Below are 21862 nucleotides of genomic sequence, written 5' to 3'. Positions count from 1 at the left end.
ATTATCACCGTTCTCAGCTACTGGGTCAGCCCAGTTTTTTGGTGACGTCTTGCAGGGCTTCTTCCAGCTCAAAGAAACGGAAACCAAAGCCTGCGGCCTCTAATCTCTGTGGTATGGCGCGCTGTCCACCTAGCACCAATGTCGAGGCTTCTCCCATCAGTAATTTGATCGCGAAAGCGGGCGCTCGTAGAAAGCCGGGGCGATCCAATACGTGTGCCAGCATGGCTGAAAATTGTTCATTGTGAACCGGATAGGGCGCAACCATATTGAAGGGGCCGCGCAATATTGGCTGGTCCAGCAGATAGATAATGCCGTTAACCATGTCATCAATATGAATCCACGGCATATATTGCTTGCCGGAACCCATCGGCCCACCGAGCCCGACGCGGAAAATCGGCAGCATTTTTGCCAGCGCACCGCCCTGAGCCGAAAGAACAATACCGGTGCGCAGCAGGCAGACGCGAGTTTTATCACTTTCGGCAGACTGTGCTAGCGCTTCCCAGCGGGCGCACAGGTGGTGTGTGAATTCATCGACAGGGGATTCATCTTCTGTGACCAGCGCTTCGCCTTGATCGCCATAGTATCCGACAGCGGAGCCTGAGATGAAAACGGCTGGCGGCTCACTGCTGGCTTTAATCAGCGTGGCAAGCTGCTCGGTGATGCTCCAGCGACTCTGTGCCAAACGTTGCTTTTGTTGTGACGTCCAGCGTTTATCGGCGATAGGTTCGCCCGCCAGATTAATGACGCCATCAAAGTCGTTCAGCGAGGTGATATTGCTCAGCGTTGACCAATATTCCACCTGATTGCCGAGAACACCTCGTGCACGCTCAGGATCGCGTGTCAGTACGGTGATGTGATGGGAAAGCAGCTGTAATCGTTGGATAAGATGGCGGCCAATAAGGCCGGTTCCGCCTGTTATGAGTAGTTGCATCGCTTCCCCTTTATACTCGTCATACTTCAAGTTGCATGTGCGTTGGCTTCGTTCACTCACCCGAATCACTTACTTGAGTAAGCTCATCGGAATGAAATGAGAGACATCCTGTCTCTCACCGAAGGCCAGCCGCTGGCTGGTCAAATTCGTTCCCGACAAATTTGTCCTTCCCTTGCCGCCTGCCTGAAACCCGAATTATTTAGAGTATATGAACTTTATGCCTTGTGATAACGCAGGGTCATAGAAACTGAATCGGCGTATCGCAAGGCAAACGGTTTATCTATTTCTACTTCAGCATAGGTTATCCAGTCGTGATCGCTGGCGATGTTGAGCACATCCTGCGTTAATTTTTCCAGCAAAGCGAAGCGGTTATCTTCCACGTGGCGAATGATATTTTTGGTGATGGTGCGGTAGTTCAACGCATCAGCGATATTCTCGCTGTTACGTGCTTTTTCTGCTGGGTAGTGAATCACAACGTTGATGATCACATCCTGCTTATTCGTGATTTCCTCATCTTTGATACCGATGAAGGTGCGCAGCCGCAGATTTTTTATACGAATAATGGCGTCAGAATGAGTATATGGCATTGCTCGGCCCTCGGTTGCTTCTGTTGCTGCGAATAAACCACAGCGTCAGGGAATCGTTAACAGGTAAGCTGCTCGTTGGTAACAATATCATTAACAACGATATGTTGATTACCATAACAGAAGATACCCAAAGGCCGAATGAGATGCGCCAGAATTTTACTGCTCGGCTAGCTGGTAAGCCCTCTGCGTTGCTGGGCGATCGCTAATACGCGTATACCACGCCTTCACTGCAGGATAGTCATCAAGGTCGATGCGCTGGCGGGCATAAGACACGACCCATGGGTAGGTCGCAATATCGGCGATACTGTAATTTTCCCCTGCTAGCCAAAGGCTGTCTTGCAGATGTTTATCCAGTACGCGATACAGGCGCTGCGTCTCCTGCTGATAGCGTTCAATCGCATAAGGCACTGGCTGAGGCGCATAGTGGTTAAAATGATGATTCTGCCCCAGCATTGGTCCGAAACCAGCGACTTGCCAGAACAGCCACTGTAGCGTGGCTGTGCGCTCACGTAGCGACGAACTCAGCAATACGCCGTGTTTTTCCGCCAGATAGAGTAAAATCGCCCCAGATTCAAACAGGCTAATCGGCGTGTCACCTTCCGCGGGTTGCGTGTCGACAATTGCGGGAATTTTGTTGTTAGGCGAAATAGCCAAAAATTCCGGCTTGAACTGTTCGCCTTTGCTGATGTTTACGCGGTGGAGTTGGTAGGGGAGATTAGCTTCTTCCAGAAACAGGGTGATCTTGTGCCCATTCGGGGTTGGTGCGTAATACAGGTCAATCATGAATCAAGTCTCCGTTTTAATTCAGAAAAACATCATGGAACTGTATGGCAGTTGACCGCTTCAGAGAGCGGTGCGCTGTCAGAATAGCGTATTGAGGAACGGGCTCTTACCCTACCACTTCTGCGAGTGAAAAATAAGCGATGGCGCACGTCGTTGCACGATCTTTACCGGAAGCACCCCGCCAACTTTGATAGACTACGTCCAATGAAGGATGACGCTGTTGTGGATACAACATGGTTGATATAAACGTTGCGGGGATGAGCGATGAAATTGATGTTTGCGTCCGATATACACGGTTCTCTTAGTGCGACGGAGCGTGTGTTGGAAATCTTTGAGCAGAGTCATGCTGACTGGCTTATTTTACTAGGCGATTTTCTCAATCATGGCCCGCGCAACCCGCTGCCGGAAAAGTATCAGCCTGCTGAAGTGGCTGCTCGATTGAACGATTATGCGTCACGCATCATTGCCGTGCGAGGGAACTGCGACAGCGAGGTTGATCAGATGCTCCTGAGCTTTCCGATAACGGCACCGTGGCAACATGTGCTATTGCCGCAGAATCGCCTTTTCCTGACGCACGGTCATCTTTATCATCCAGATAATTTACCGCCGTTACACGTGGGGGATGTGCTGGTATACGGGCACACCCATATCCCGGTTGCTGAGCAACGCGGTGAATACTATTTTTTTAATCCCGGCTCAGTGAGCTTGCCAAAAGGGGGATACCCCGCGAGCTACGGTTTGCTTGAACAAGATGAACTGTGGGTTCTGCCACTACACGGTGGTGAGCCTATTGCACAGGTCGTGATTAGGCACTAATTTAGCGTATATCCTGTTTTTGACCTTGAATAATGGCAAGGTAGCAGAGAATATTCGCAGCAAAGATCGATCATTTAAAACAGACGCGCGTAGCAACGTGCCAATACTAAAGGGTTTCAGAGGATGGCGGAACAAAGTCAGGCAGCAGGCACAGAGTGGGTTGATATCGTCAATGAAAACAACGAGGTAATTGCTCAGTCAAGTCGTCAGCAGATGCGTGCTCAGAGTCTTCGTCATCGCGCCACTTACATTGTTGTGCATGATGGCATGGGTAAAATTCTGGTGCAGCGCCGGACGAAAATCAAAGACTTCTATCCCGGTTGGCTGGATGCAACCGCAGGCGGCGTGGTGCAAAGCGGCGAACAGATGTTGGAATCCGCGCGTCGTGAAGCTGAAGAAGAGCTTGGGATTGCTGGCGTGCCGTTCGCGGAACACGGTTTGTTCTATTACGAAGGCGAAAATTGCCGAGTGTGGGGCGGATTATTTAGCTGCGTCACCCACGGGCCGTTTGCGCTACAGGAAGAAGAAGTTGATGAAGTCAGCTGGCTGACGCCGCAAGAAATCACCGCACGCTGCGATGAGTTTACGCCGGACTCCCTGAAAGCCCTCTCGCTGTGGCTGACGCGCTATAGCGATCAGGATTATGGCAAGCCGATTTCACGTAAGTTGAACGAGGCGGTAGAAGCTTCTGCGGCATCTGTTGTTTATGCTGAAAGTACTCATGATGAAAGCATTCATGATGACAGTGTTCATCATGAAAACGACAGCGGCGTCGAGTCATCGAAAGCCGATTCTCAGAAATAATCTAACATCAGCTAAATCCCTACCTCGCCGCTGCTTTTTCTCCGCAGCGGCGTCTATTTCCAGATGATGGCGCGCAGTGCATCACTCAGGAACATGAATACTCTTTTTGATATCCTTCAGGTAAATCACGATGGTGAACGTCATGATCACCAGCAAAGCCCACGAACTCCATTTCCCTACGTGAACCATCGACCAGGCGCCGAGCTGTTCTGGATAACTCCAGATACTGAAAAACGTACTGATATTTTCAGCCAGCCAGATGAAAAAGCCGATCAGAATAAAAGCCAATGACAGCGGCATTCGCCGTTCCCGATCGTAAGGCGTGAAAATGACGGTGGTACGCGCATAGAGCCCGACGGCTAGTGCGGCGATGTACCAGCGATAGTCGCCGATGTAGTGGTGAGTGAAGAAATTAGCATAAATAAGTAGCGCAACCAGCGTTGCCAGCCAGTAGGGTGGGTGATGGCGAATTTTAAGATCAAATAATCGCCATGACTGAATGATGTAGCTACCTACAGAGGCGTACATGAATCCGGCGAACAGTGGCACACCGAATACCTTGGTATAGGCGAAATCAGGATAAGACCAGGAACGAATACCCGATGAGGTTTTAAAGACCTCCAGCGCAAAACCCACGAGATGAAACAACGTAACGGCTTTTAACTCGTCCCAGGTTTCCAATTTGCTGGCAACCATCCATCCCTGAATCAGAATGGCGAATATCAGCAGCAAATCATAACGCGGGATAGAAAACCAGCCCGCTTTCGGCACGCTGAAAACTGCAAGAAAGAACAGACCAACGAAGAGACAGGCGCGGGCTTCTTTGACGCCGAAATAGAGAAATTCAATAAAAAAACGGGCTAACCCTTTTGGCGATGAAGGTGTGATCCCTTTTTCCAATTGCTGCTGAAAGTGTTGATCTACTCGTTGTATTACAGTCATCCATCGACCCTGTTTTATGGTTGTTTTTGTGTCTGCGTGGTGTGATTTTTCGTGCGAATGGCAATAAAAATGCCAGCCCTGAGGCTGGCATAGAAGATAACAGAATTAATCTGAATATATCCGTCATACTTCAAGCTGATTGTGCGTTGGCTTCCCTTACTCACCCCAGTCACTTACTTGAGTAAGCTCCTGGGGATTCGCGCAGTTGCCGCCTTCAAGCAACTCGAATTATTTAGGATATAGATTAGAGCTGTGTAGCCTGAATTGCGGTCAGAGCGACGGTGTAAACGATATCGTCTACCAGTGCGCCACGAGACAGGTCGTTAACCGGTTTGCGCATGCCTTGCAGCATCGGCCCGATGGAGATCAGGTCGGCAGAACGCTGTACCGCTTTGTATGTGGTGTTACCAGTGTTCAGATCAGGGAAGATGAACACGGTAGCTTTACCTGCAACAGGTGAGTTCGGTGCTTTGGACTGTGCAACGTCTGCCATGATAGCGGCGTCGTATTGCAGCGGACCATCGATGACCAGATCAGGACGTTTTTCCTGCGCCAGACGGGTCGCTTCACGCACTTTCTCAACATCGCTACCCGCGCCGGAGTTACCGGTAGAGTAGGAGATCATTGCAACACGTGGGTCGATACCGAATGCGGTAGCGGAGTCAGCAGACTGGATTGCGATTTCAGCCAATTGCTCTGCGGTCGGATCTGGGTTGATGGCGCAGTCGCCGTAAACCAGAACCTGCTCAGGCAGCAGCATGAAGAACACGGAAGACACCAGCGAGCTGCCCGGTGAAGTTTTGATCAGCTGCAACGGCGGACGGATGGTGTTGGCGGTGGTATGCACGGCACCAGAAACCAGACCGTCAACTTCACCCTGTTCCAACATCAGCGTACCCAGAACCACGTTGTCTTCGAGCTGTTCGCGCGCAACCACTTCGGTCATGCCCTTGCTCTTACGCAGTTCAACCAGACGTGCCACGTAGCGCTCACGTACGACAATCGGGTCGACGATTTCGATGCCTTTGCCCAGTTCTACGCCCTGAGCCGCGGCAACACGTTGAATCTCTTCCGGGTTACCGATCAGCACACATTGTGCAATACCGCGTTCAGCACAGATAGAGGCGGCTTTAACGGTACGTGGTTCATCACCTTCTGGCAGAACGATACGTTTGCCTGCTTTGCGCGCCAGTTCGGTCAACTGGTAGCGGAACGCTGGTGGAGACAGACGACGTGAACGCTCAGACTCAGCGCTCAGTGAATCGATCCACTGGGCGTCGATGTGGCGTGCGACGTATTCCTGCACTTTCTCAACGCGCTGACGGTCATCAGCCGGTACTTCAAGGTTGAAGCTTTGTAGGCTGAGTGAGGTCTGCCAGGTGTTGGTGTCAACCATAAATACTGGCAGGCCAGTTTGGAAGGCGCGTTCACACAGTTTGGCAATGCTCGGATCCATTTCGTAGCCGCCAGTCAGCAGCAAGGCACCGATTTCCACGCCGTTCATCGCAGCCAGACAGGCGGCAACCAGAACGTCAGGGCGGTCAGCGGAAGTCACCAGCAGTGAGCCTGGACGGAAATGCTCCAGCATATGAGGAATGCTGCGTGCGCAGAAGGTCACAGACTTAACGCGACGCGTCTGGATATCACCTTCATTGACGATGCGGGCATTCAGGTGCTTCGCCATATCGATGGCACGCGTAGCAATCAGGTCGAAGCTCCACGGAATGCAACCCAGCACCGGCAGCGGGCTGTTAGCGAACAGCTGTTTAGGATCGATGTTGGCAACGCTGGCTTTCGTGGAGTCATCAAAGATTTCAGACAGGTCAGGGCGAGTACGGCCCTGATCGTCTACTGGCGCATTCAGTTTGTTGATGATCACGCCAGTGATGTTTTTGTTTTTGCTGCCGCCGAAGCTGGAACGCGCCAGTTCGATGCGGTCTTTCAGCTGTGCCGGGGAATCATTACCCAACGCCAGTACGAAGACGATTTCTGCGTTCAGCGTTTTGGCGATTTCATAGTTCAGTGCATTAGCAAATTGGTGCTTACGCGTAGGAACCAGACCTTCAACCAGAACGACTTCAGCATCTTTGGTATTTTCGTGGTAGCGCGCGATGATTTCTTCCATCAGCACGTCTTGCTGATTGGAACTCAGCAGGGCTTCAACGCGGCTCATCGCCAGAGGCTCGGCGGCGTTGATAGCGGAATTAGCACGAATAATAGTGGTGGTTTGATCTGGCGTATTGTCGCCACTGCGCGGCTGGGCGATAGGTTTGAACACGCTCAGGCGAACGCCTTTCTGTTCCATGGAGCGGATGACACCCAGGCTGACGCTTGTCAGACCAACGCTGGTGCCAGTGGGGATCAACATGATTATACGGGACACGGCCGAACCTCTTTACGGTTGCTCGTTAGTCAAAAACAACACCGTCAGCCTTGGCTGACGGTGTTGGGAGTTACGTGTTTTACGCGGTCAGACGGTAAGCGTCTTCGGCGATGACCAATTCTTCATTGGTCGGGATAACCAGCGCCGGACGGGTTCCATCTTTAGCGATGTTGCCACCTTTACCGAAGCGTGCAGCCAGGTTACGTTCGTGGTCGACGTCAAAGCCCAGAAGACCCAGTTTTTTCAGCGACAGTTCGCGAACCATTGCTGCGTTTTCACCGATACCACCGGTGAAGATGACGGCATCCAGACGGCCTTCCATCAGTGCAGCGTAAGAACCGATGTATTTAGCCAGACGGTGGCAGTAAACGTCCATTGCACGTTTAGCATCTGCTTTCGTCTCGTAGTTATCTTCAACGTAGCGGCAGTCGCTGGTTACTTCAGTCAGACCCAGCAGACCAGATTCTTTGGTCAGCAGAGTGTTGATGCTAGCAACATCCATACCCAGTGCGTCGTGCAGATGGAAAATGATGGCGGGATCGATATCGCCGGAACGCGTTCCCATCACCAGGCCTTCCAACGGGGTCAGACCCATAGAGGTGTCAACGCATTCGCCGTTACGGATTGCAGTAACGGAACCACCATTGCCCAGATGGCAAGTGATGACGTTCAGCTCTTCTACTGGCTTGTTCAGCACTTTTGCGGCTTCGCGAGAAACGAAGTAGTGACTGGTGCCGTGTGCGCCATAACGACGGATGTGGTTTTCTTTATACAGTTTGTACGGCAGTGCATAAAGGTAGGATTCTTCCGGCATGGTCTGATGAAACGCGGTGTCGAAAACAGCGACGTTTTTATCAGCCAGGTTCGGGAAAGATTTCAGTGCTTCGTCGATACCGATCAGGTGCGCCGGGTTGTGCAAAGGTGCAAAAGGTACGGAATCTTTGATACCCTGAAGAACATCATCAGTGATGATCGCGGATTGGGTGAACTTCTCACCGCCGTGAACGATACGGTGGCCAATAGCAACCAACTGAGCAGACAGATCTGGCTTCTGAGACAGAATGGTATTGACGATGAAGTTCAGCGCTTCGCTGTGAGCTGCACCGGCACCCAGTTCGGCGTCGTGTTTACCGCCGTCCATTTTCCATTTGATGCGGGCTTCAGGCAGGTTGAAACATTCGGCTAAACCAGACAGGTACTCTTCTCCGTTAATCGCATCGATGATCGCGAATTTCAGGGATGAACTACCGCAGTTAAGAACCAGTACTAACTTACTCGACATGGAAGTACCTACTTGTTATACATGGTTAAAAAAATGTCATACAGGGCATAGCGTATCGCATGCCGCCACTGGCATTTATGATTAACATCATACCTTGGTGTGATACACCAGACACAATGGTGAAATAGGGTCGATACTATGACGTATGTTATATCGAATAATCGCTACAACAATGCGACAGCGACCTAATATAAACCGCAGCTTTTAAAGCGATGGATAACCGCGTTATGGCCGTTGGCTGCGCTTATATCGCGAAGGGAATTATACTCCTTGCGTGTAGTCATACTACTTTAGGTATACAGCGGCCAAAAGGCCGGTTTAGGATACCGATAGCGTAGGCTAAACACAAAATATATTTTAACCTTATCAACTTGAGTTGTTGATTTGTGCAAAAGTTTTATTTTTTATCTGTAAAGTTGAGGTGTGGCTATGGCGACGAAACCAGACAGTAGAATCAGTTGGCTAAAGTTACTCCAACGTGGGCAGCATTACATGAAGACGTGGCCAGCAGAAAAGCAGTTGGCACCTATATTTCCTGAAAACCGTGTGGCGCGAGCGACGCGGTTTGGTATTCGCATTATGCCGCCACTGGCGGTGTTTACCTTAACGTGGCAGATTGCGCTTGGTGGCCAGCTCGGTCCAGCTATCGCCACCGCGCTTTTTGCCTGTAGCCTACCGCTGCAAGGTCTCTGGTGGCTTGGTCGCCGCTCTGTTACGCCCTTACCTCCGACGCTGGCACAGTGGTTCCATGAGATTCGCCATAAGCTATTGGAGTCAGGTCAGGCATTAGCGCCTCTGGAAGAAGCACCCACTTACCAAACATTGGCGGATGTGCTGAAACGTGCATTTAACCAGCTTGATAAAACCTTCCTTGATGATTTGTGATCGGCGTCAGGCTGTGTGCGGGTTGATGGCTATTTTGTTCTTTCCCCTGTTTCAAATCAAAGAAGCGGTGGCTACCGCTATCGTGACACGATTCAGTATGCGATTCTGCGGTTAATACCTATTTAGCGACATTGGCTTACACCAAAGAGGGTTCAGGAGAGCAACATGGAAATGACGAATGCCCAGAGATTGATCCTTTCAAACCAATACAAAATGATGACGATGCTCGATCCAGATAATGCTGAGCGCTATCGTCGGCTACAAACGATCATTGAGCGTGGTTACGGTTTGCAGATGCGTGAACTGGACCGCGAGTTTGGTGAGCTGACCGAAGAGGTTTGCCGCACCATTATTAACGTCATGGAAATGCATCATGCTTTGCAGGTGTCGTGGACCAATCTAAAAGATAAGCAGGATCTGGATGAACGACGTCTCACTTTCCTGGGCTTTGACGCGGCAACGGAAGCGCGTTACCTCGGCTTTGTACGCTTTATGGTGCATGTAGAAGGTCGCTATCCTCACTTTGATGCGGGCACGCATGGTTTTAATGCTCAGACGAAAATGTGGGAAAAATACAACAGAATGCTGGCTGTCTGGCAGTCCTGCCCGCGCCAGTATCACTTGAGTGCGGTTGAGATCGCACAGATCATCAACGCCTGATTAATGAAAAAGGGGCTTTCTGTGGAGTGTAAAGGTTTTCTGTTCGACCTCGATGGGACGCTAGTTGATTCACTGCCTGCTGTAGAACGTGCGTGGATTAACTGGGCAAAAGATCACGATATTGAACCACAGGAAGTGCTGGATTTTATTCACGGCAAGCAGGCAATCACGTCCTTGCGTCACTTTCTTCAGGGGCAGAGCGAAGAAACGATTCAACAGGAGTTCGATGCGCTGGAGAAAACAGAGGCTTCTGATACGCAAGGTATTGTTGCCATGCCTGGAGCGAAGGCGCTGTTGGAACGTTTAGATGCGCTGAATATTCCCTGGGCGATTGTGACATCTGGTACGGTGCCGATTGCCAGCGCACGCCATCAACGCGGAGAACTACCTGCCCCTCGTGCTTTTATCACGGCGGAGCAGGTTGCTAAAGGTAAGCCGAATCCTGATGCTTATTTACTTGGCGCACAGCAGCTAGGGCTGAAGCCGGAAGAGTGTGTGGTCGTTGAGGATGCGCCAGCAGGCGTGCTATCGGGTCTGGCGGCTGGCTGCAAAGTCATCGCGGTGAAAGCGCCAGCGGATACGCCGGGGTTAGATGAGGTCGATCTGATTCTTGATTCGCTGGAGCAGATAGAAATAGAACAATTACCGAACGGCGCTAAGGTGCTTCTGCGCCAGTAGGCTGTCTGTAACATAATGACAAAACTGTGACTAAATATGATCAAACCTCGCATCTGCGAGGTTTTTTTATGGCAGACTATATTCGTCATACTTCAAGCTGAATGGGCGTTAGCTTTCTTTTTCATGGCATGCTGAAACCCACACCTCTCAACATGTATTTTTCCGTCAGGGGAACCGTTTTGAATAGCGAACTTCTCTGGGTTTTATCCCTGTTGCTGATCGCCATTGTGTTGTTTACCACTAATAAATTACGCATGGACGTCGTCGCGCTATTGGTCATTATCGCATTTGTATTGAGCGGTACACTGCCGCTATCTGAAGCGCTGGTAGGTTTCAGCGATCCCAATGTGATATTGATTGCTGCCCTGTTTGTGATAGGTGAAGGGTTGGTTCGTACCGGTGTTGCTTATCAGGTCGGTGATTGGCTGGTTCGCGTTGCGGGCAGCAGTGAAATAAAGATGCTGATCTTGCTGATGGTCACCGTTGCGCTGCTGGGTGCCTTCATGAGTTCCACTGGTGTTGTCGCAATTTTTATTCCTGTGGTACTGAGTGTTTCTGCACGAATGAAAATTTCTCCCGGAAGGCTGATGATGCCGCTGAGCTTTGCTGGGTTGATTAGCGGCATGATGACGCTGGTGGCGACGCCACCGAATATGGTGGTGAGCAGCGAACTGATGCGCGAGGGCGTTGCGGGTTTCGGGTTCTTCAGCGTAACGCCGATAGGGATGGTCGTGTTGTTGTTAGGCGTGGCGTATATGATGGTTGCGCGTTACTGGCTTGGCGATGCAGAGACGGCAACAGCAAAAGAAATGTGGAAGAGAAGAACGTTTCGCGATTTGATTCGTGATTACCGCCTGACGGGCAGGGCACGCCGGCTGGCAATTCGGCCAGGATCGCCTTTTATCGGGCACCGTCTGGATGACCTGCGCCTGCGTCAGCGTTTTGGGGCGAATGTAGTCGGCATTGAGCGCTGGCGTAAATTTCGCCGTGTGATGATCAGCGTGGCTGGCAATACCGAACTTCGCCTGAACGATGTGCTGCTGATCGACATGTCGGCATCTGAGATGGATTTACGCGAATTTTGCACCTCGCAGCGGCTTGAACCGATGGTGCTGCGCGGTGAGTATTTCTCTGAGCAGGCGCGTGATGTGGGAATGGCGGAAGTCTCTTTGATCCCCGACTCTGAACTACTAGGGAAAACGCTTTACGATGTCGGGTTTCGTAGTCGCTACGGCCTGAGCGTCGTGGGGATTCGCCGGGCAGGTGAAGCGATGGACGGTATTCTCGCCGATGAACCGCTCCAACTCGGTGATATTCTGCTGGTTATGGGCGACTGGCGTATGATTCGGCAATTGCATACGCAGAAGAACGACTTTCTTTTGCTTAATCTTCCTGCCGAAGTTGATGATGTTGCCCCTGCGGTGAGTCAGGCACCACATGCGCTGTTTTGTCTGGCATTGATGGTCGCGATGATGCTGACGGATGAAATACCGAATGCGGTTGCCGCGCTGATCGCATGTTTGCTGATGGGCAAATTCCGCTGTATCGACATGGAAGGTGCCTATCGAGCAATTCACTGGCCGAGCATTATTCTTATTGTCGGGATGATGCCGTTTGCGCTGGCGCTACAGCAAACTGGCGGTGTTGCGCTGATTGTTAAGGGGCTGATGGATGTTGCCGGGAATGCAGGGCCACATGTGATGCTGGTGTGCTTATTCGCGCTGTGTGCCGTGATTGGCCTGTTTATTTCCAACACGGCGACAGCAGTGTTGATGGCACCTATTGCGATTGCTGCGGCGAAGCAGATGGGCGTGTCACCGTATCCTTTTGCGATGATTATTGCCGTTGCAGCATCAGCCGCGTTTATGACGCCGGTGTCGTCACCGGTGAATACACTGGTGCTGGGGCCGGGCGGTTATAAATTCGGGGACTTTGTGCGCATGGGCGTCCCCTTTACCGTGCTGGTGATGCTTGTCAGCGTGGTGATGGTGCCGTGGCTATATCCGTTCTGATGTTTCCAGTCCGTTATAGTAGACGTTCGTTATAACGGAGAGTCTTGACTGATTTCGTCGAGCGACAGACTGAAGCTGGGAACGAACACCGTCATGAAATAGTCCATTTCCAGACTGTGGCGCAGCTGTAATGTTTTTTCCAACCGCGCTTTGGCAAGCGTGAACTCTGCGTTTCCTGCTGATAATTCTTCCAGGCACTTCAGGTAGGCGCAAAGAGCGTCTGCCTGCTTAACGATGGCGCGTTCTTCTTCGCTGGTATAGTTGTCATCCAGCAGCATCCGATAATCCTGCTGCAACTCTTCAGGCAACATCTCGATCAGTTTCTGCTGTGCAATCTTCTCTATCTTTTTGTATTCATGCGCGATCTGCGCGTTGTAGTACTTGATGGGGGTCGGCATGTCACCTGTCAGCACTTCGCTAGCATCATGATACATCGCCAATAGCGCGATGCGTTCCGCGTTCAGGTTACCCTCAAATTTGCGGTTTTTGATTACCGCCAGCGCGTGAGCGACAAAGGCGACCTGAAGGCTGTGCTCGGAGACGTTTTCCGTGCGCACATTGCGCATCAATGGCCAACGGCTGATCAGTTTTAGACGGGATAAGTGGGCGAAAAAGTGGCTCTGATTCATGGCGATCTCTCAGACAACAGCACAGTGAAATATTGATATCGTGGGCGTCTATTGTGGGGACTTGCTGAAGATTATGCAAACGAAGGTCAGGTTTTCGCCGGGCGACGACGGCCCGGCGATGGGAGGTTCGATTACTGCTGGGTTATTGGTGATAGTGTCCCAGGAAGCGCCCTAATTTGTGGATTGCCATGTCTAGTTCATCAATACGCGGCAGCGTGACGATACGTACATGATCTGGGTAAGGCCAGTTAAATGCAGTTCCCTGAACCAGTAACACTTTTTCCTGTAGCAGGAGATCCAGCACCAATTTTTGGTCGTCGTGGATATTAAAGCGTTTGGCATCAATGCGTGGGAACATATACAGCGCGCCGCGTGGTTTTACGCATGACACGCCAGGGATCTGATTGATCAATTCCCATGAACGATTGCGCTGTTCATACAGACGTCCACCGGGTTGAATAAATTCGCTGATGCTTTGGTAGCCACCCAAGGCGGTCTGAATCGCATGCTGCATTGGCACGTTGGCACACAAACGCATGGATGCCAGCATTTCCAGCCCTTCAATGTACCCTTTTGCGTGCTTTTTCGGGCCGTTCAGTACCATCCAGCCTTGACGGAACCCAGCCACACGATATGTCTTGGACAGCCCATTGAACGTGACTGTCAGCAGATCTGGCGCTAACGCTGCAATAGAGTGGTGCTGCGCATCGTCATAGAGAATTTTGTCGTAAATTTCGTCGGCGAAAATGATCAGGTTATGTTCACGCGCGATAGCCACGATATCCAGCAGTAACTCTTTGCTGTAGACCGCACCCGTCGGATTATTCGGGTTAATGATGACAATACCGCGAGTATTTGACGTGATCTTTTTGCGGATATCATCCAGATCGGGGAACCAATCGGAGGACTCATCGCAGAGATAGTGAACGGCATTACCGTTAGACAGGGAAACCGCCGCGGTCCAGAGTGGGTAATCCGGTGCGGGAACCAGCATTTCATCACCCGGATTGAGTAGCGCCTGCATGGACTGCACGATGAGTTCAGAAACACCGTTGCCAATGTAGACGTCTTCAACCGTCATATCACGCATATCGCGCGCCTGATAGTGTTGAACGATGGCCTTACGGGCGGAATAGAGTCCCTTGGAGTCACAGTAGCCCTGTGCAGTCGGCAGGTTACGGATGACATCGACCAGAATTTCGTCCGGTGCCTCAAAGCCGAAAGGGGCAGGGTTGCCAATATTCAGTTTAAGGACTTTGTTACCTTCTTCTTCAAGCCGCTTGGCTTCCTTTAAGACTGGGCCACGGATGTCATAGCATACGTTCTCCAGTTTCTTGGATTTTTCAATCGGAGACATAAATAGTACGAACCTTCTGCAGAGAGCGCATATTCCCATACGGAATAGCATAACCTGCTTAATGTACTCCTCCTATAGTACCTTTTGAAGAATGATTATCGCTTTCGCTGCAAATGATTGCGCATCTGCACTATATGGTTGTGTACTCGTTGGATGGTGCGATATGGTAGGGGGCGGACGACTATTCATACCGCACTTTTTTAGCGCCAGAATAAGGTGACAGGGAAAGCTCGTTTATTTAAGTGTGGAGCGTATTTATTTTTCAGGATGAAATAAAGAGAAAGTGTCGTTGTTATTGAATTAAGGATTAAGGCTGGTGAGCCATTTAATTACATGATGTCTTACCAATGGAAAGGCGATAGGGGTAACGAAATATAAGTATTTTTTTGCCCTTATCGTGCGTCTGCGATAGTGTCTTTAAATGTATCGGTCATTACCTTTACATGTAATAAAACACCAGGAATATTTTGTTAAAATTAAAATAGATAAGTGAAAAATCGTATGACCAGTGCAAATCGACCAGTACTTAATCTCGATCTTGATTTACTGAGGACGTTTGTTGCCGTTGCAGATTTAAATACGTTTGCAGCCGCGGCGGCCGCAGTCAATCGAACTCAATCGGCTGTCAGCCAGCAGATGCAGCGGCTGGAGCAACTCATCGGAAAGGAGCTTTTTGCTCGGCACGGGCGTAATAAACTGCTGACCGAACATGGTATCCAGTTTCTGGGTTATGCCAGAAAAATATTACAATTCAATGATGAAGCTTGTATTTCATTAATGTACAGCGATATTCAGGGTACGCTGACCATTGGGGCGTCTGACGATACTGCAGACACTATCCTTCCATATATTTTACATCGGGTGACCTCTGTATTTCCTAAACTCTCCGTCAACGTTAGCGTAAAGCGTAGCGCCGAAATGATGGAAATGCTGAGTCAGGGGAAAATAGATCTGGTTATTACCACAATGAATGGTGTGGTGTTTCCTCATGTGTTATTGCGTAGTTCTCCTACGTTATGGTATTGCGCTGCGGATTATCAGTTCCGAGCGCAGGAGCCCGTGCCTCTGGTTGTGCTGGATGAGCCGAGCCCTTTCCGTACGTTGGCTACGCAGCAGCTGACGGCCGCAGGGATCCCCTGGAGAATCGCGTATGTGGCTTCAACGTTATCTGCTGTGCGAGCTGCGGTGAAAGCCGGCATGGGTATCACCGTGCGTTCAGTAGAAATGATGAGCCCAGAACTGCGAGTGCTAGGCGAGGAGGAAGGGTTGCCGAGATTGCCTGAAACACGTTATTTCCTCTGCCAGAATCCTAACCAGGAGAGTGAACTGGCGACGGCAATTTTTAATGTGATTGAATCAGGGAAGCCTTCTCACATTACGCCTGTCAGCATGTTAGCAAATAGCGCGAATGGAAAGCTGTCTTCCGATCCGTCGCTGAAGGACGCGATCTAATCGTAATGGGTAGTTAACTATCATTCGGGGAGGGTAGGGATGCACCCCGAATGATGATAATTTATGGCTAACGTGTTAAACCGGCGTTGACAGAGTCTCTGCGAGCCAATTTCCTCAGTCTGATCCCACTTTGTATTTTTCATTTCACATCAATAGGCTATGCGTAGCGAGATTATTGGTCTCCCGTGTTTTATAAAACGCCGGTTCTATTTTTTTAAAATTATGTTATGAAAAATAGCATCTCCCCGTGTCCAGAAGCATCTTGGTTTTTTTACTAACTAAATTGGTAAAAATGTGTGCTGGATCAAAAAATACCCCTAATAACCCCATGGGAGAACAGGCATTTTCTGTGAAAATGGTATAGTGACGCAGCAAACTTGCTTTCTGTGTCGCTGTTCTCTGGTTAACCGGCGAAAGTACTGACTCGATTTAGCTGCGGGTGAGCACACAAAATGTTAACAAAACAGCGTGCATGTAAAGTAATGTACTGTTATTTTTAGTAAGGTTGAAAAAAAGGTTACAAATTTAGGGGCTCAACCATACCAAGCAAGGGTTACTTGACACGTTTCCATGCTTTTTTGTGGTTATTAATCCTTCCTTTTAATCGATGTGGCCCATTAACTGCCGATAATAGAGCAGAGATGTTACCCGCCACTTTTGATGAGTAAGCAAAGAGAATGTCAACAACTACTGAAATCCTCGCCCATCATTGGGCGTTTGCGCTATTCCTAATCATCGCCATAGGCCTTTGCGTCTTCATGCTGACCGGTGGATTCTTGCTGGGCGGGAGAGCAAAAGGCAGAGCCAAAAACGTACCTTATGAATCCGGGATCGACTCAGTGGGTTCAGCGCGGCTACGTCTGTCTGCTAAATTTTATCTTGTCGCTATGTTCTTCGTTATCTTCGACGTTGAGGCCCTCTATCTCTACGCTTGGGCTGTGTCTATCAAAGAAAGCGGCTGGATTGGCTTCATAGAAGCAACCATTTTCATTTTGGTGCTGTTGGCTGGTTTGATTTATCTGGTACGCGTTGGGGCACTTGACTGGACCCCGGTACGTTCCAAGAGACAAGTCGTTAAATCAGACATCATCAACACTACCAACACTCATCCGCAGTAACAGCGAGGCATTTTAAGATGGACTATACGCTCACCCGCATAGAGCCGGACGGTGAGAATGACCGTTATCCCCTGCAACGTCAGGAGATCGTTTCCGACCCTCTGGAGCAACATGTTCACCGCAGTGTCTATATGGGCAAACTGGAACATGCATTACACGATACGGTGAACTGGGGTCGTCAGAATTCCCTGTGGCCGTATAACTTCGGCCTTTCCTGTTGCTATGTAGAAATGGTGACGTCGTTTACTGCCGTCCATGACGTTGCGCGTTTTGGTGCTGAGGTTCTGCGTGCGTCGCCACGTCAGGCTGACTTCATGGTGGTTGCTGGTACCTGTTTTACCAAGATGGCTCCCGTTATTCAGCGTCTGTACGAGCAAATGCTTGAACCTAAATGGGTTATCTCCATGGGCGCATGCGCCAACTCCGGCGGCATGTACGATATCTACTCCGTCGTTCAGGGTGTAGATAAATTCCTGCCTGTTGATGTGTATATTCCGGGCTGCCCTCCGCGCCCTGAAGCCTACATGCAAGCGCTGCTGCTGCTGAAAGAATCTATCGGTAAAGAACGCCGCCCTCTGTCATGGGTGGTAGGTGAACAGGGCGTTTACCGCGCCAACATGCAATCTGAGCGTGAGCGCAAACGCGGCGAGCGAATCGCTGTGACTAACCTGCGTTCGCCTGATGAGATTTGACCTGTAGCTGATAAATCCGGTGGCCGTGTAATACCCCGATAATAGTGTGCGGTCATTATCAGATACAGAAATAGCACATTTAATGTGGTGACATATTTATGACAGATTTAACGACACACGATCTCGCTCAGCCAGGCTGGCAAACCCGCGATCATCTTAACGATCCGGTCGTTGGCGAACTGTGTAACCGTTTTGGACCAGATTCATTTACTGTACAGGCAACCCGCACAGGTATTCCCGTTGTGTGGGTTAAACGTGAGCAATTACTCGATGTTGTCACATTCCTGAAAAAACAGCCGAAGCCTTATGTCATGCTGTTTGACCTGCACGGAATGGATGAGCGTCTGCGTACCCATCGTGAAGGTTTACCTGCCGCCGACTACTCCGTTTTTTACCACTTAATTTCTATCGAACGTAACCGCGACATCATGCTGAAGGTCGCGTTGGCCGAGAATGATCTGCATTTACCGACCGTGACCAAACTCTTCCCGAATGCCAATTGGTATGAGCGGGAGACGTGGGAGATGTTCGGCATGACCTTCAATGGTCATCCAAATCTGACGCGCATTATGATGCCGCAGACGTGGGAAGGTCACCCGCTGCGTAAAGATTATCCGGCGCGTGCGACTGAATTCGATCCTTTCGAGCTGACCAAGCAGAAAGAAGATCTGGAAATGGAATCGCTGACGTTCAAACCGGAAGAGTGGGGAATGAAGCGCGGCACTGAAAATGAGGACTTCATGTTCCTCAACCTCGGTCCGAACCATCCGTCTTCTCACGGTGCTTTCCGTATTATTCTGCAGTTGGATGGCGAAGAAATCGTCGACTGCGTGCCTGATGTGGGTTATCACCATCGCGGCGCGGAGAAAATGGGCGAGCGTCAGTCCTGGCACAGCTACATTCCTTATACCGACCGTATTGAATACCTTGGCGGCTGCGTTAACGAAATGCCGTACGTGCTGGCCGTTGAAAAACTGGCGGGTATCGAGGTGCCGGATCGTGTCAAAACGATTCGCGTGATGCTGTCCGAACTGTTCCGCATTAACAGCCACTTGCTGTATATCAGTACCTATATTCAGGACGTCGGGGCAATGACTCCGGTGTTCTTTGCGTTTACTGACCGCCAGAAAATTTACGATTTGGTTGAAGCGATTACCGGTTTCCGTATGCACCCAGCCTGGTTCCGTATTGGCGGTGTCGCGCACGACCTGCCACGTGGCTGGGAGCGTCTGCTGCGTGAATTCCTCGACTGGATGCCAGCTCGTTTGGACACGTATGTCAAATCCGCGTTGCAGAACACCATTCTGAAAGGCCGTACTCAAGGCGTTGCCGCCTACAATGCGAAAGAAGCATTGGAGTGGGGCGTAACTGGTGCAGGTCTGCGTGCCACAGGCATCGGTTTCGACGTGCGTAAATGGCGTCCGTATTCAGGCTATGAAAACTTTGACTTTGAAGTGCCAGTAGGCGATGGCATTAGCGATTGCTATAGCCGCGTTATGCTGAAAGTTGAAGAACTGCGTCAGAGCCTGCGGATTCTGGATCAGTGCCTCAAGAACATGCCGGAAGGGCCGTTCAAAGCGGATCACCCGCTGACGACGCCGCCGCCAAAAGAGCGCACGCTGCAGCATATTGATACGCTGATTAACCACTTCCTTCAGGTTTCCTGGGGACCGGTTATGCCTGCCAATGAATCATTCCAGATGGTTGAGGCAACAAAAGGCATCAACAGCTATTACCTGACCAGTGACGGCGGCACGATGAGCTACCGTACCCGTATTCGCACGCCGAGCTATGCGCATCTGCAACAGATTCCTTCTGTAATTCGTGGATGTCTGGTATCCGACCTAATCGTTTACCTCGGCAGTATTGATTTCGTAATGTCAGATGTGGACCGCTAATTATGCATGATCACAACAATCACGATCATATTGACGCTCAGGGACAACCTGCTGCCGATTCGCTGACAAAAGAAAATGCTTTTGTATTGAGTGACGCCGAACGTGACGCCATTGAGCACGAAAAGCATCACTACGAAGATGCACGTGCCGCGTCAATTGAAGCACTGAAAATTGTGCAAAAAGCACGTGGCTGGGTACCGGATGGTGCTATCAACGCGATTGCCGATCTGCTGGGTATCCCCGCCAGTGACGTGGAAGGTGTGGCAACGTTCTACAGCCAGATTTATCGCCAGCCAGTCGGGCGTCATATTATTCGCTATTGCGATAGCGTCGTGTGCCACATCAATGGCTATCAGGGTGTTCAGGCTGCGCTTGAGCGTAAGCTCAGCATCAAACCGGGGCAGACAACGTTCGATGGACGTTTCACGCTGCTGCCGACCTGCTGCCTGGGTAACTGTGACAAGGGGCCGTCAATGATGATTGACGACGATACCCACAGCCATGTGACGCCGGAAGGTATCGAATCGTTATTGGAGCAGTATCAATGAGTAAAGACATTGTTCTGACTGCTGAGCAGCATCCTCTGACCTGGCGTTTACGCGCAGACAAACAGCCGGTGTGGCTGGATGAATATCGCAGTAAAAATGGTTATGTCGCTGCGCAAAAAGCGTTAACGGGTATGGCGCAGGATGAAGTGGTCTCGCTGGTTAAAGACGCAGGTCTGAAAGGACGTGGCGGCGCGGGCTTTTCAACAGGCTTGAAATGGAGCCTGATGCCGAAAGATGAAAGCATGAACATCCGCTACCTGTTATGTAACGCGGATGAGATGGAACCAGGTACTTATAAAGACCGCCTGTTGATGGAGCAAGAGCCCCACCTGCTGGTTGAAGGCATGCTAATCAGCGCCTTTGCGCTGAAAGCCTACCGCGGCTACATTTTCCTGCGTGGCGAGTACATCGAAGCTGCTGTTCACTTGCGTCGCGCAATTGAAGAAGCAAAAGCCGCTGGCTTGTTAGGCAAGAATATTCTGGGCAGCGGGTTTGATTTCGAGCTGTTCGTGCATACGGGTGCAGGGCGTTACATCTGCGGTGAAGAAACTGCACTGATTAACTCGCTGGAAGGCCGTCGTGCCAACCCTCGCTCCAAGCCGCCTTTCCCGGCGTCTGCGGGTGTTTGGGGCAAACCAACTTGTGTCAATAACGTCGAAACGCTGTGTAACGTACCGGCGATTATTGAGCACGGTGCGGCGTGGTATCAGGGACTGTCTGCCGGTAAAAGTAAAGATGCAGGCACGAAACTGATGGGTTTCTCCGGCCGCGTCAAGAATCCGGGCCTGTGGGAACTGCCTTTCGGCACCACGGCGCGTGAGATTCTGGAAGACTACGCGGGTGGCATGCGCGATGGTCTGAAACTGAAAGCTTGGCAGCCGGGCGGTGCAGGTACGGACTTCCTGACGGAAAACCATCTCGATCTACCAATGGATTTTGAGCACATTGCAAAAGCAGGTAGCCGTATGGGTACCGCGCTGGCGATGGCGGTCGATCACGAAATCAATATGGTCTCGTTGACGCGTAATCTCGAAGAGTTCTTTGCCCGTGAATCCTGTGGCTGGTGTACACCGTGCCGTGATGGTCTGCCGTGGAGCGTGAAGATTCTGCGTGCGCTGGAAAATGGTGAAGGCCAGCCTGGCGATATCGAAACGCTGGAACAGCTTTGCCGCTTCCTTGGGCCGGGTAACACCTTCTGTGCGCATGCGCCGGGTGCGGTCGAGCCGCTGCAAAGTGCCATTAAGTATTTCCGAGAAGAATTCGAAGCTGGTATCTCTAAACAGTATTTAGGCAACCTCAAAGCGATTGGCGGTATTCAGCCTAACCTGTTGAAAGAGCGCTGGTAAACCAGTGCCTAACACGTGCGAGATGCAGTGAATGTATCCGCAGGGTGGCGCAAATAAGC

20 protein-coding genes are annotated in these 21862 nt (G+C 50.7%); 12 read left to right on the top strand and 8 right to left on the bottom strand.

Going from position 1 to position 21862, the window contains the following annotated elements; all coding sequences use genetic code 11:
- Window positions 1-25: 25 nt before the first annotated feature.
- The 3 genes from A0G03_RS21540 to yfcG all read right to left on the bottom strand — a co-directional run bounded on the left by A0G03_RS21540 (window position 26) and on the right by yfcG (window position 2301).
- The gene (locus A0G03_RS21540; protein ID WP_048259468.1) at window positions 26-931 is read right to left on the bottom strand and encodes a TIGR01777 family oxidoreductase; all 906 of its coding nucleotides are present in this window, start codon (window positions 929-931) and stop codon (window positions 26-28) included.
- A 215-nt stretch (window positions 932-1146) separates the two neighbouring features.
- Window positions 1147-1518, bottom strand: coding sequence for a dihydroneopterin triphosphate 2'-epimerase (folX, locus tag A0G03_RS21535; protein WP_048259469.1), 372 nt, complete (start codon window positions 1516-1518; stop codon window positions 1147-1149).
- Window positions 1519-1674: 156 nt separating this feature from the next.
- Entirely contained in the window at window positions 1675-2301 is a 627-nt protein-coding gene (gene yfcG, locus A0G03_RS21530) for a GSH-dependent disulfide bond oxidoreductase (RefSeq protein ID WP_048259470.1), read from the bottom strand.
- Between the two features lie 264 nt (window positions 2302-2565).
- Here yfcG and yfcE point away from each other — a divergent pair, with 264 nt between their 5' ends.
- Both yfcE and yfcD read left to right on the top strand, forming a co-directional pair.
- Window positions 2566-3117, top strand: coding sequence for a phosphodiesterase (yfcE, locus tag A0G03_RS21525; RefSeq protein WP_048259471.1), 552 nt, complete (start codon window positions 2566-2568; stop codon window positions 3115-3117).
- A 123-nt stretch (window positions 3118-3240) separates the two neighbouring features.
- Window positions 3241-3921: an NUDIX hydrolase YfcD gene (gene yfcD / locus A0G03_RS21520; RefSeq protein WP_080965223.1), complete on the top strand. Its 681-nt coding sequence runs from the start codon at window positions 3241-3243 to the stop codon at window positions 3919-3921.
- 81 nt (window positions 3922-4002) lie between these two features.
- On the opposite strand, the gene A0G03_RS21515 is transcribed toward yfcD, so the two are convergent.
- The 3 genes from A0G03_RS21515 to ackA form a co-directional block, all read right to left on the bottom strand.
- A complete protein-coding gene (locus tag A0G03_RS21515; RefSeq protein ID WP_048259472.1) occupies window positions 4003-4863 on the bottom strand; it encodes a DUF817 domain-containing protein in 861 nt (286 codons plus the stop codon).
- Between the two features lie 244 nt (window positions 4864-5107).
- Window positions 5108-7246: a phosphate acetyltransferase gene (gene pta, locus A0G03_RS21510; protein WP_039297009.1), complete on the bottom strand. Its 2139-nt coding sequence runs from the start codon at window positions 7244-7246 to the stop codon at window positions 5108-5110.
- Between the two features lie 79 nt (window positions 7247-7325).
- Window positions 7326-8528: an acetate kinase gene (ackA, locus tag A0G03_RS21505; RefSeq protein ID WP_048259473.1), complete on the bottom strand. Its 1203-nt coding sequence runs from the start codon at window positions 8526-8528 to the stop codon at window positions 7326-7328.
- Between the two features lie 429 nt (window positions 8529-8957).
- On the opposite strand from ackA, the gene yfbV reads away from it, so the two are divergent.
- The 4 genes from yfbV (at window position 8958) to A0G03_RS21485 (ending at window position 12763) form a co-directional block, all read left to right on the top strand.
- Entirely contained in the window at window positions 8958-9413 is a 456-nt protein-coding gene (yfbV, locus tag A0G03_RS21500) for a terminus macrodomain insulation protein YfbV (protein WP_048259474.1), read from the top strand.
- A 165-nt stretch (window positions 9414-9578) separates the two neighbouring features.
- Complete coding sequence (locus tag A0G03_RS21495) at window positions 9579-10073, top strand: YfbU family protein (protein WP_005969861.1); 495 nt, start codon at window positions 9579-9581, stop codon at window positions 10071-10073.
- A gap of 21 nt (window positions 10074-10094) precedes the next feature.
- Window positions 10095-10751 (top strand): sugar phosphatase, encoded by a 657-nt coding sequence (locus A0G03_RS21490; protein ID WP_048259823.1) that lies wholly within the window; start codon window positions 10095-10097, stop codon window positions 10749-10751.
- A 179-nt stretch (window positions 10752-10930) separates the two neighbouring features.
- Window positions 10931-12763, top strand: a complete 1833-nt coding sequence (locus A0G03_RS21485) for an SLC13 family permease (protein WP_048259475.1) — start codon at window positions 10931-10933, stop codon at window positions 12761-12763.
- Window positions 12764-12792: 29 nt separating this feature from the next.
- Here the strand turns inward: A0G03_RS21485 and yfbR are convergent, their stop codons facing one another.
- On the bottom strand, window positions 12793-13392 hold the full coding sequence (gene yfbR / locus A0G03_RS21480; RefSeq protein ID WP_048259476.1) for a 5'-deoxynucleotidase: 600 nt from the start codon (window positions 13390-13392) through the stop codon (window positions 12793-12795).
- Window positions 13393-13534: 142 nt separating this feature from the next.
- The gene (locus A0G03_RS21475; protein ID WP_039484049.1) at window positions 13535-14749 is read right to left on the bottom strand and encodes a pyridoxal phosphate-dependent aminotransferase; all 1215 of its coding nucleotides are present in this window, start codon (window positions 14747-14749) and stop codon (window positions 13535-13537) included.
- Between the two features lie 501 nt (window positions 14750-15250).
- Between A0G03_RS21475 and lrhA the strand changes: the two genes are divergently transcribed.
- The 6 genes from lrhA to nuoF all read left to right on the top strand — a co-directional run bounded on the left by lrhA (window position 15251) and on the right by nuoF (window position 21803).
- A complete protein-coding gene (lrhA, locus tag A0G03_RS21470) occupies window positions 15251-16201 on the top strand; it encodes a transcriptional regulator LrhA (RefSeq protein ID WP_048259477.1) in 951 nt (316 codons plus the stop codon).
- Between the two features lie 677 nt (window positions 16202-16878).
- Window positions 16879-17319 (top strand): NADH-quinone oxidoreductase subunit A, encoded by a 441-nt coding sequence (locus A0G03_RS21465; protein WP_011094555.1) that lies wholly within the window; start codon window positions 16879-16881, stop codon window positions 17317-17319.
- Window positions 17320-17336: 17 nt separating this feature from the next.
- Entirely contained in the window at window positions 17337-18011 is a 675-nt protein-coding gene (locus A0G03_RS21460; protein WP_005969846.1) for a NuoB/complex I 20 kDa subunit family protein, read from the top strand.
- A 98-nt stretch (window positions 18012-18109) separates the two neighbouring features.
- Window positions 18110-19909 (top strand): NADH-quinone oxidoreductase subunit C/D, encoded by a 1800-nt coding sequence (nuoC, locus tag A0G03_RS21455; RefSeq protein WP_048259478.1) that lies wholly within the window; start codon window positions 18110-18112, stop codon window positions 19907-19909.
- A gap of 2 nt (window positions 19910-19911) precedes the next feature.
- Window positions 19912-20457, top strand: coding sequence for an NADH-quinone oxidoreductase subunit NuoE (gene nuoE / locus A0G03_RS21450; protein ID WP_011094553.1), 546 nt, complete (start codon window positions 19912-19914; stop codon window positions 20455-20457).
- Complete coding sequence (gene nuoF, locus A0G03_RS21445) at window positions 20454-21803, top strand: NADH-quinone oxidoreductase subunit NuoF (protein WP_048259479.1); 1350 nt, start codon at window positions 20454-20456, stop codon at window positions 21801-21803. Before nuoE ends, nuoF begins: the two co-directional genes overlap by 4 nt.
- Window positions 21804-21862: the final 59 nt, after the last annotated feature.

The sequence above is a fragment of the Pectobacterium peruviense genome (assembly GCF_002847345.1).
Classification (GTDB): Bacteria; Pseudomonadota; Gammaproteobacteria; order Enterobacterales; family Enterobacteriaceae; genus Pectobacterium; species Pectobacterium peruviense.
Note: the sequence above shows the minus strand (reverse complement) of the source record. Positions and strands in the feature narration are given on the sequence as shown.

Excerpts from the sequence above, each read along its gene's own strand:
- A0G03_RS21540 (WP_048259468.1), bottom strand. The coding sequence starts at position 931 with ATGCAACTACTCATAACAGGCGGAACCGGCCTTATTGGCCGCCATCTT.
- folX (WP_048259469.1), bottom strand. The coding sequence starts at position 1,518 with ATGCCATATACTCATTCTGACGCCATTATTCGTATAAAAAATCTGCGG.
- yfcG (WP_048259470.1), bottom strand. The coding sequence starts at position 2,301 with ATGATTGACCTGTATTACGCACCAACCCCGAATGGGCACAAGATCACC.
- yfcE (WP_048259471.1), top strand. The coding sequence starts at position 2,566 with ATGAAATTGATGTTTGCGTCCGATATACACGGTTCTCTTAGTGCGACG.
- yfcD (WP_080965223.1), top strand. The coding sequence starts at position 3,241 with ATGGCGGAACAAAGTCAGGCAGCAGGCACAGAGTGGGTTGATATCGTC.
- A0G03_RS21515 (WP_048259472.1), bottom strand. The coding sequence starts at position 4,863 with ATGACTGTAATACAACGAGTAGATCAACACTTTCAGCAGCAATTGGAA.
- ackA (WP_048259473.1), bottom strand. The coding sequence starts at position 8,528 with ATGTCGAGTAAGTTAGTACTGGTTCTTAACTGCGGTAGTTCATCCCTG.
- yfbV (WP_048259474.1), top strand. The coding sequence starts at position 8,958 with ATGGCGACGAAACCAGACAGTAGAATCAGTTGGCTAAAGTTACTCCAA.
- A0G03_RS21495 (WP_005969861.1), top strand. The coding sequence starts at position 9,579 with ATGGAAATGACGAATGCCCAGAGATTGATCCTTTCAAACCAATACAAA.
- yfbR (WP_048259476.1), bottom strand. The coding sequence starts at position 13,392 with ATGAATCAGAGCCACTTTTTCGCCCACTTATCCCGTCTAAAACTGATC.
- A0G03_RS21475 (WP_039484049.1), bottom strand. The coding sequence starts at position 14,749 with ATGTCTCCGATTGAAAAATCCAAGAAACTGGAGAACGTATGCTATGAC.
- lrhA (WP_048259477.1), top strand. The coding sequence starts at position 15,251 with ATGACCAGTGCAAATCGACCAGTACTTAATCTCGATCTTGATTTACTG.
- A0G03_RS21465 (WP_011094555.1), top strand. The coding sequence starts at position 16,879 with ATGTCAACAACTACTGAAATCCTCGCCCATCATTGGGCGTTTGCGCTA.
- A0G03_RS21460 (WP_005969846.1), top strand. The coding sequence starts at position 17,337 with ATGGACTATACGCTCACCCGCATAGAGCCGGACGGTGAGAATGACCGT.
- nuoC (WP_048259478.1), top strand. The coding sequence starts at position 18,110 with ATGACAGATTTAACGACACACGATCTCGCTCAGCCAGGCTGGCAAACC.
- nuoE (WP_011094553.1), top strand. The coding sequence starts at position 19,912 with ATGCATGATCACAACAATCACGATCATATTGACGCTCAGGGACAACCT.
- nuoF (WP_048259479.1), top strand. The coding sequence starts at position 20,454 with ATGAGTAAAGACATTGTTCTGACTGCTGAGCAGCATCCTCTGACCTGG.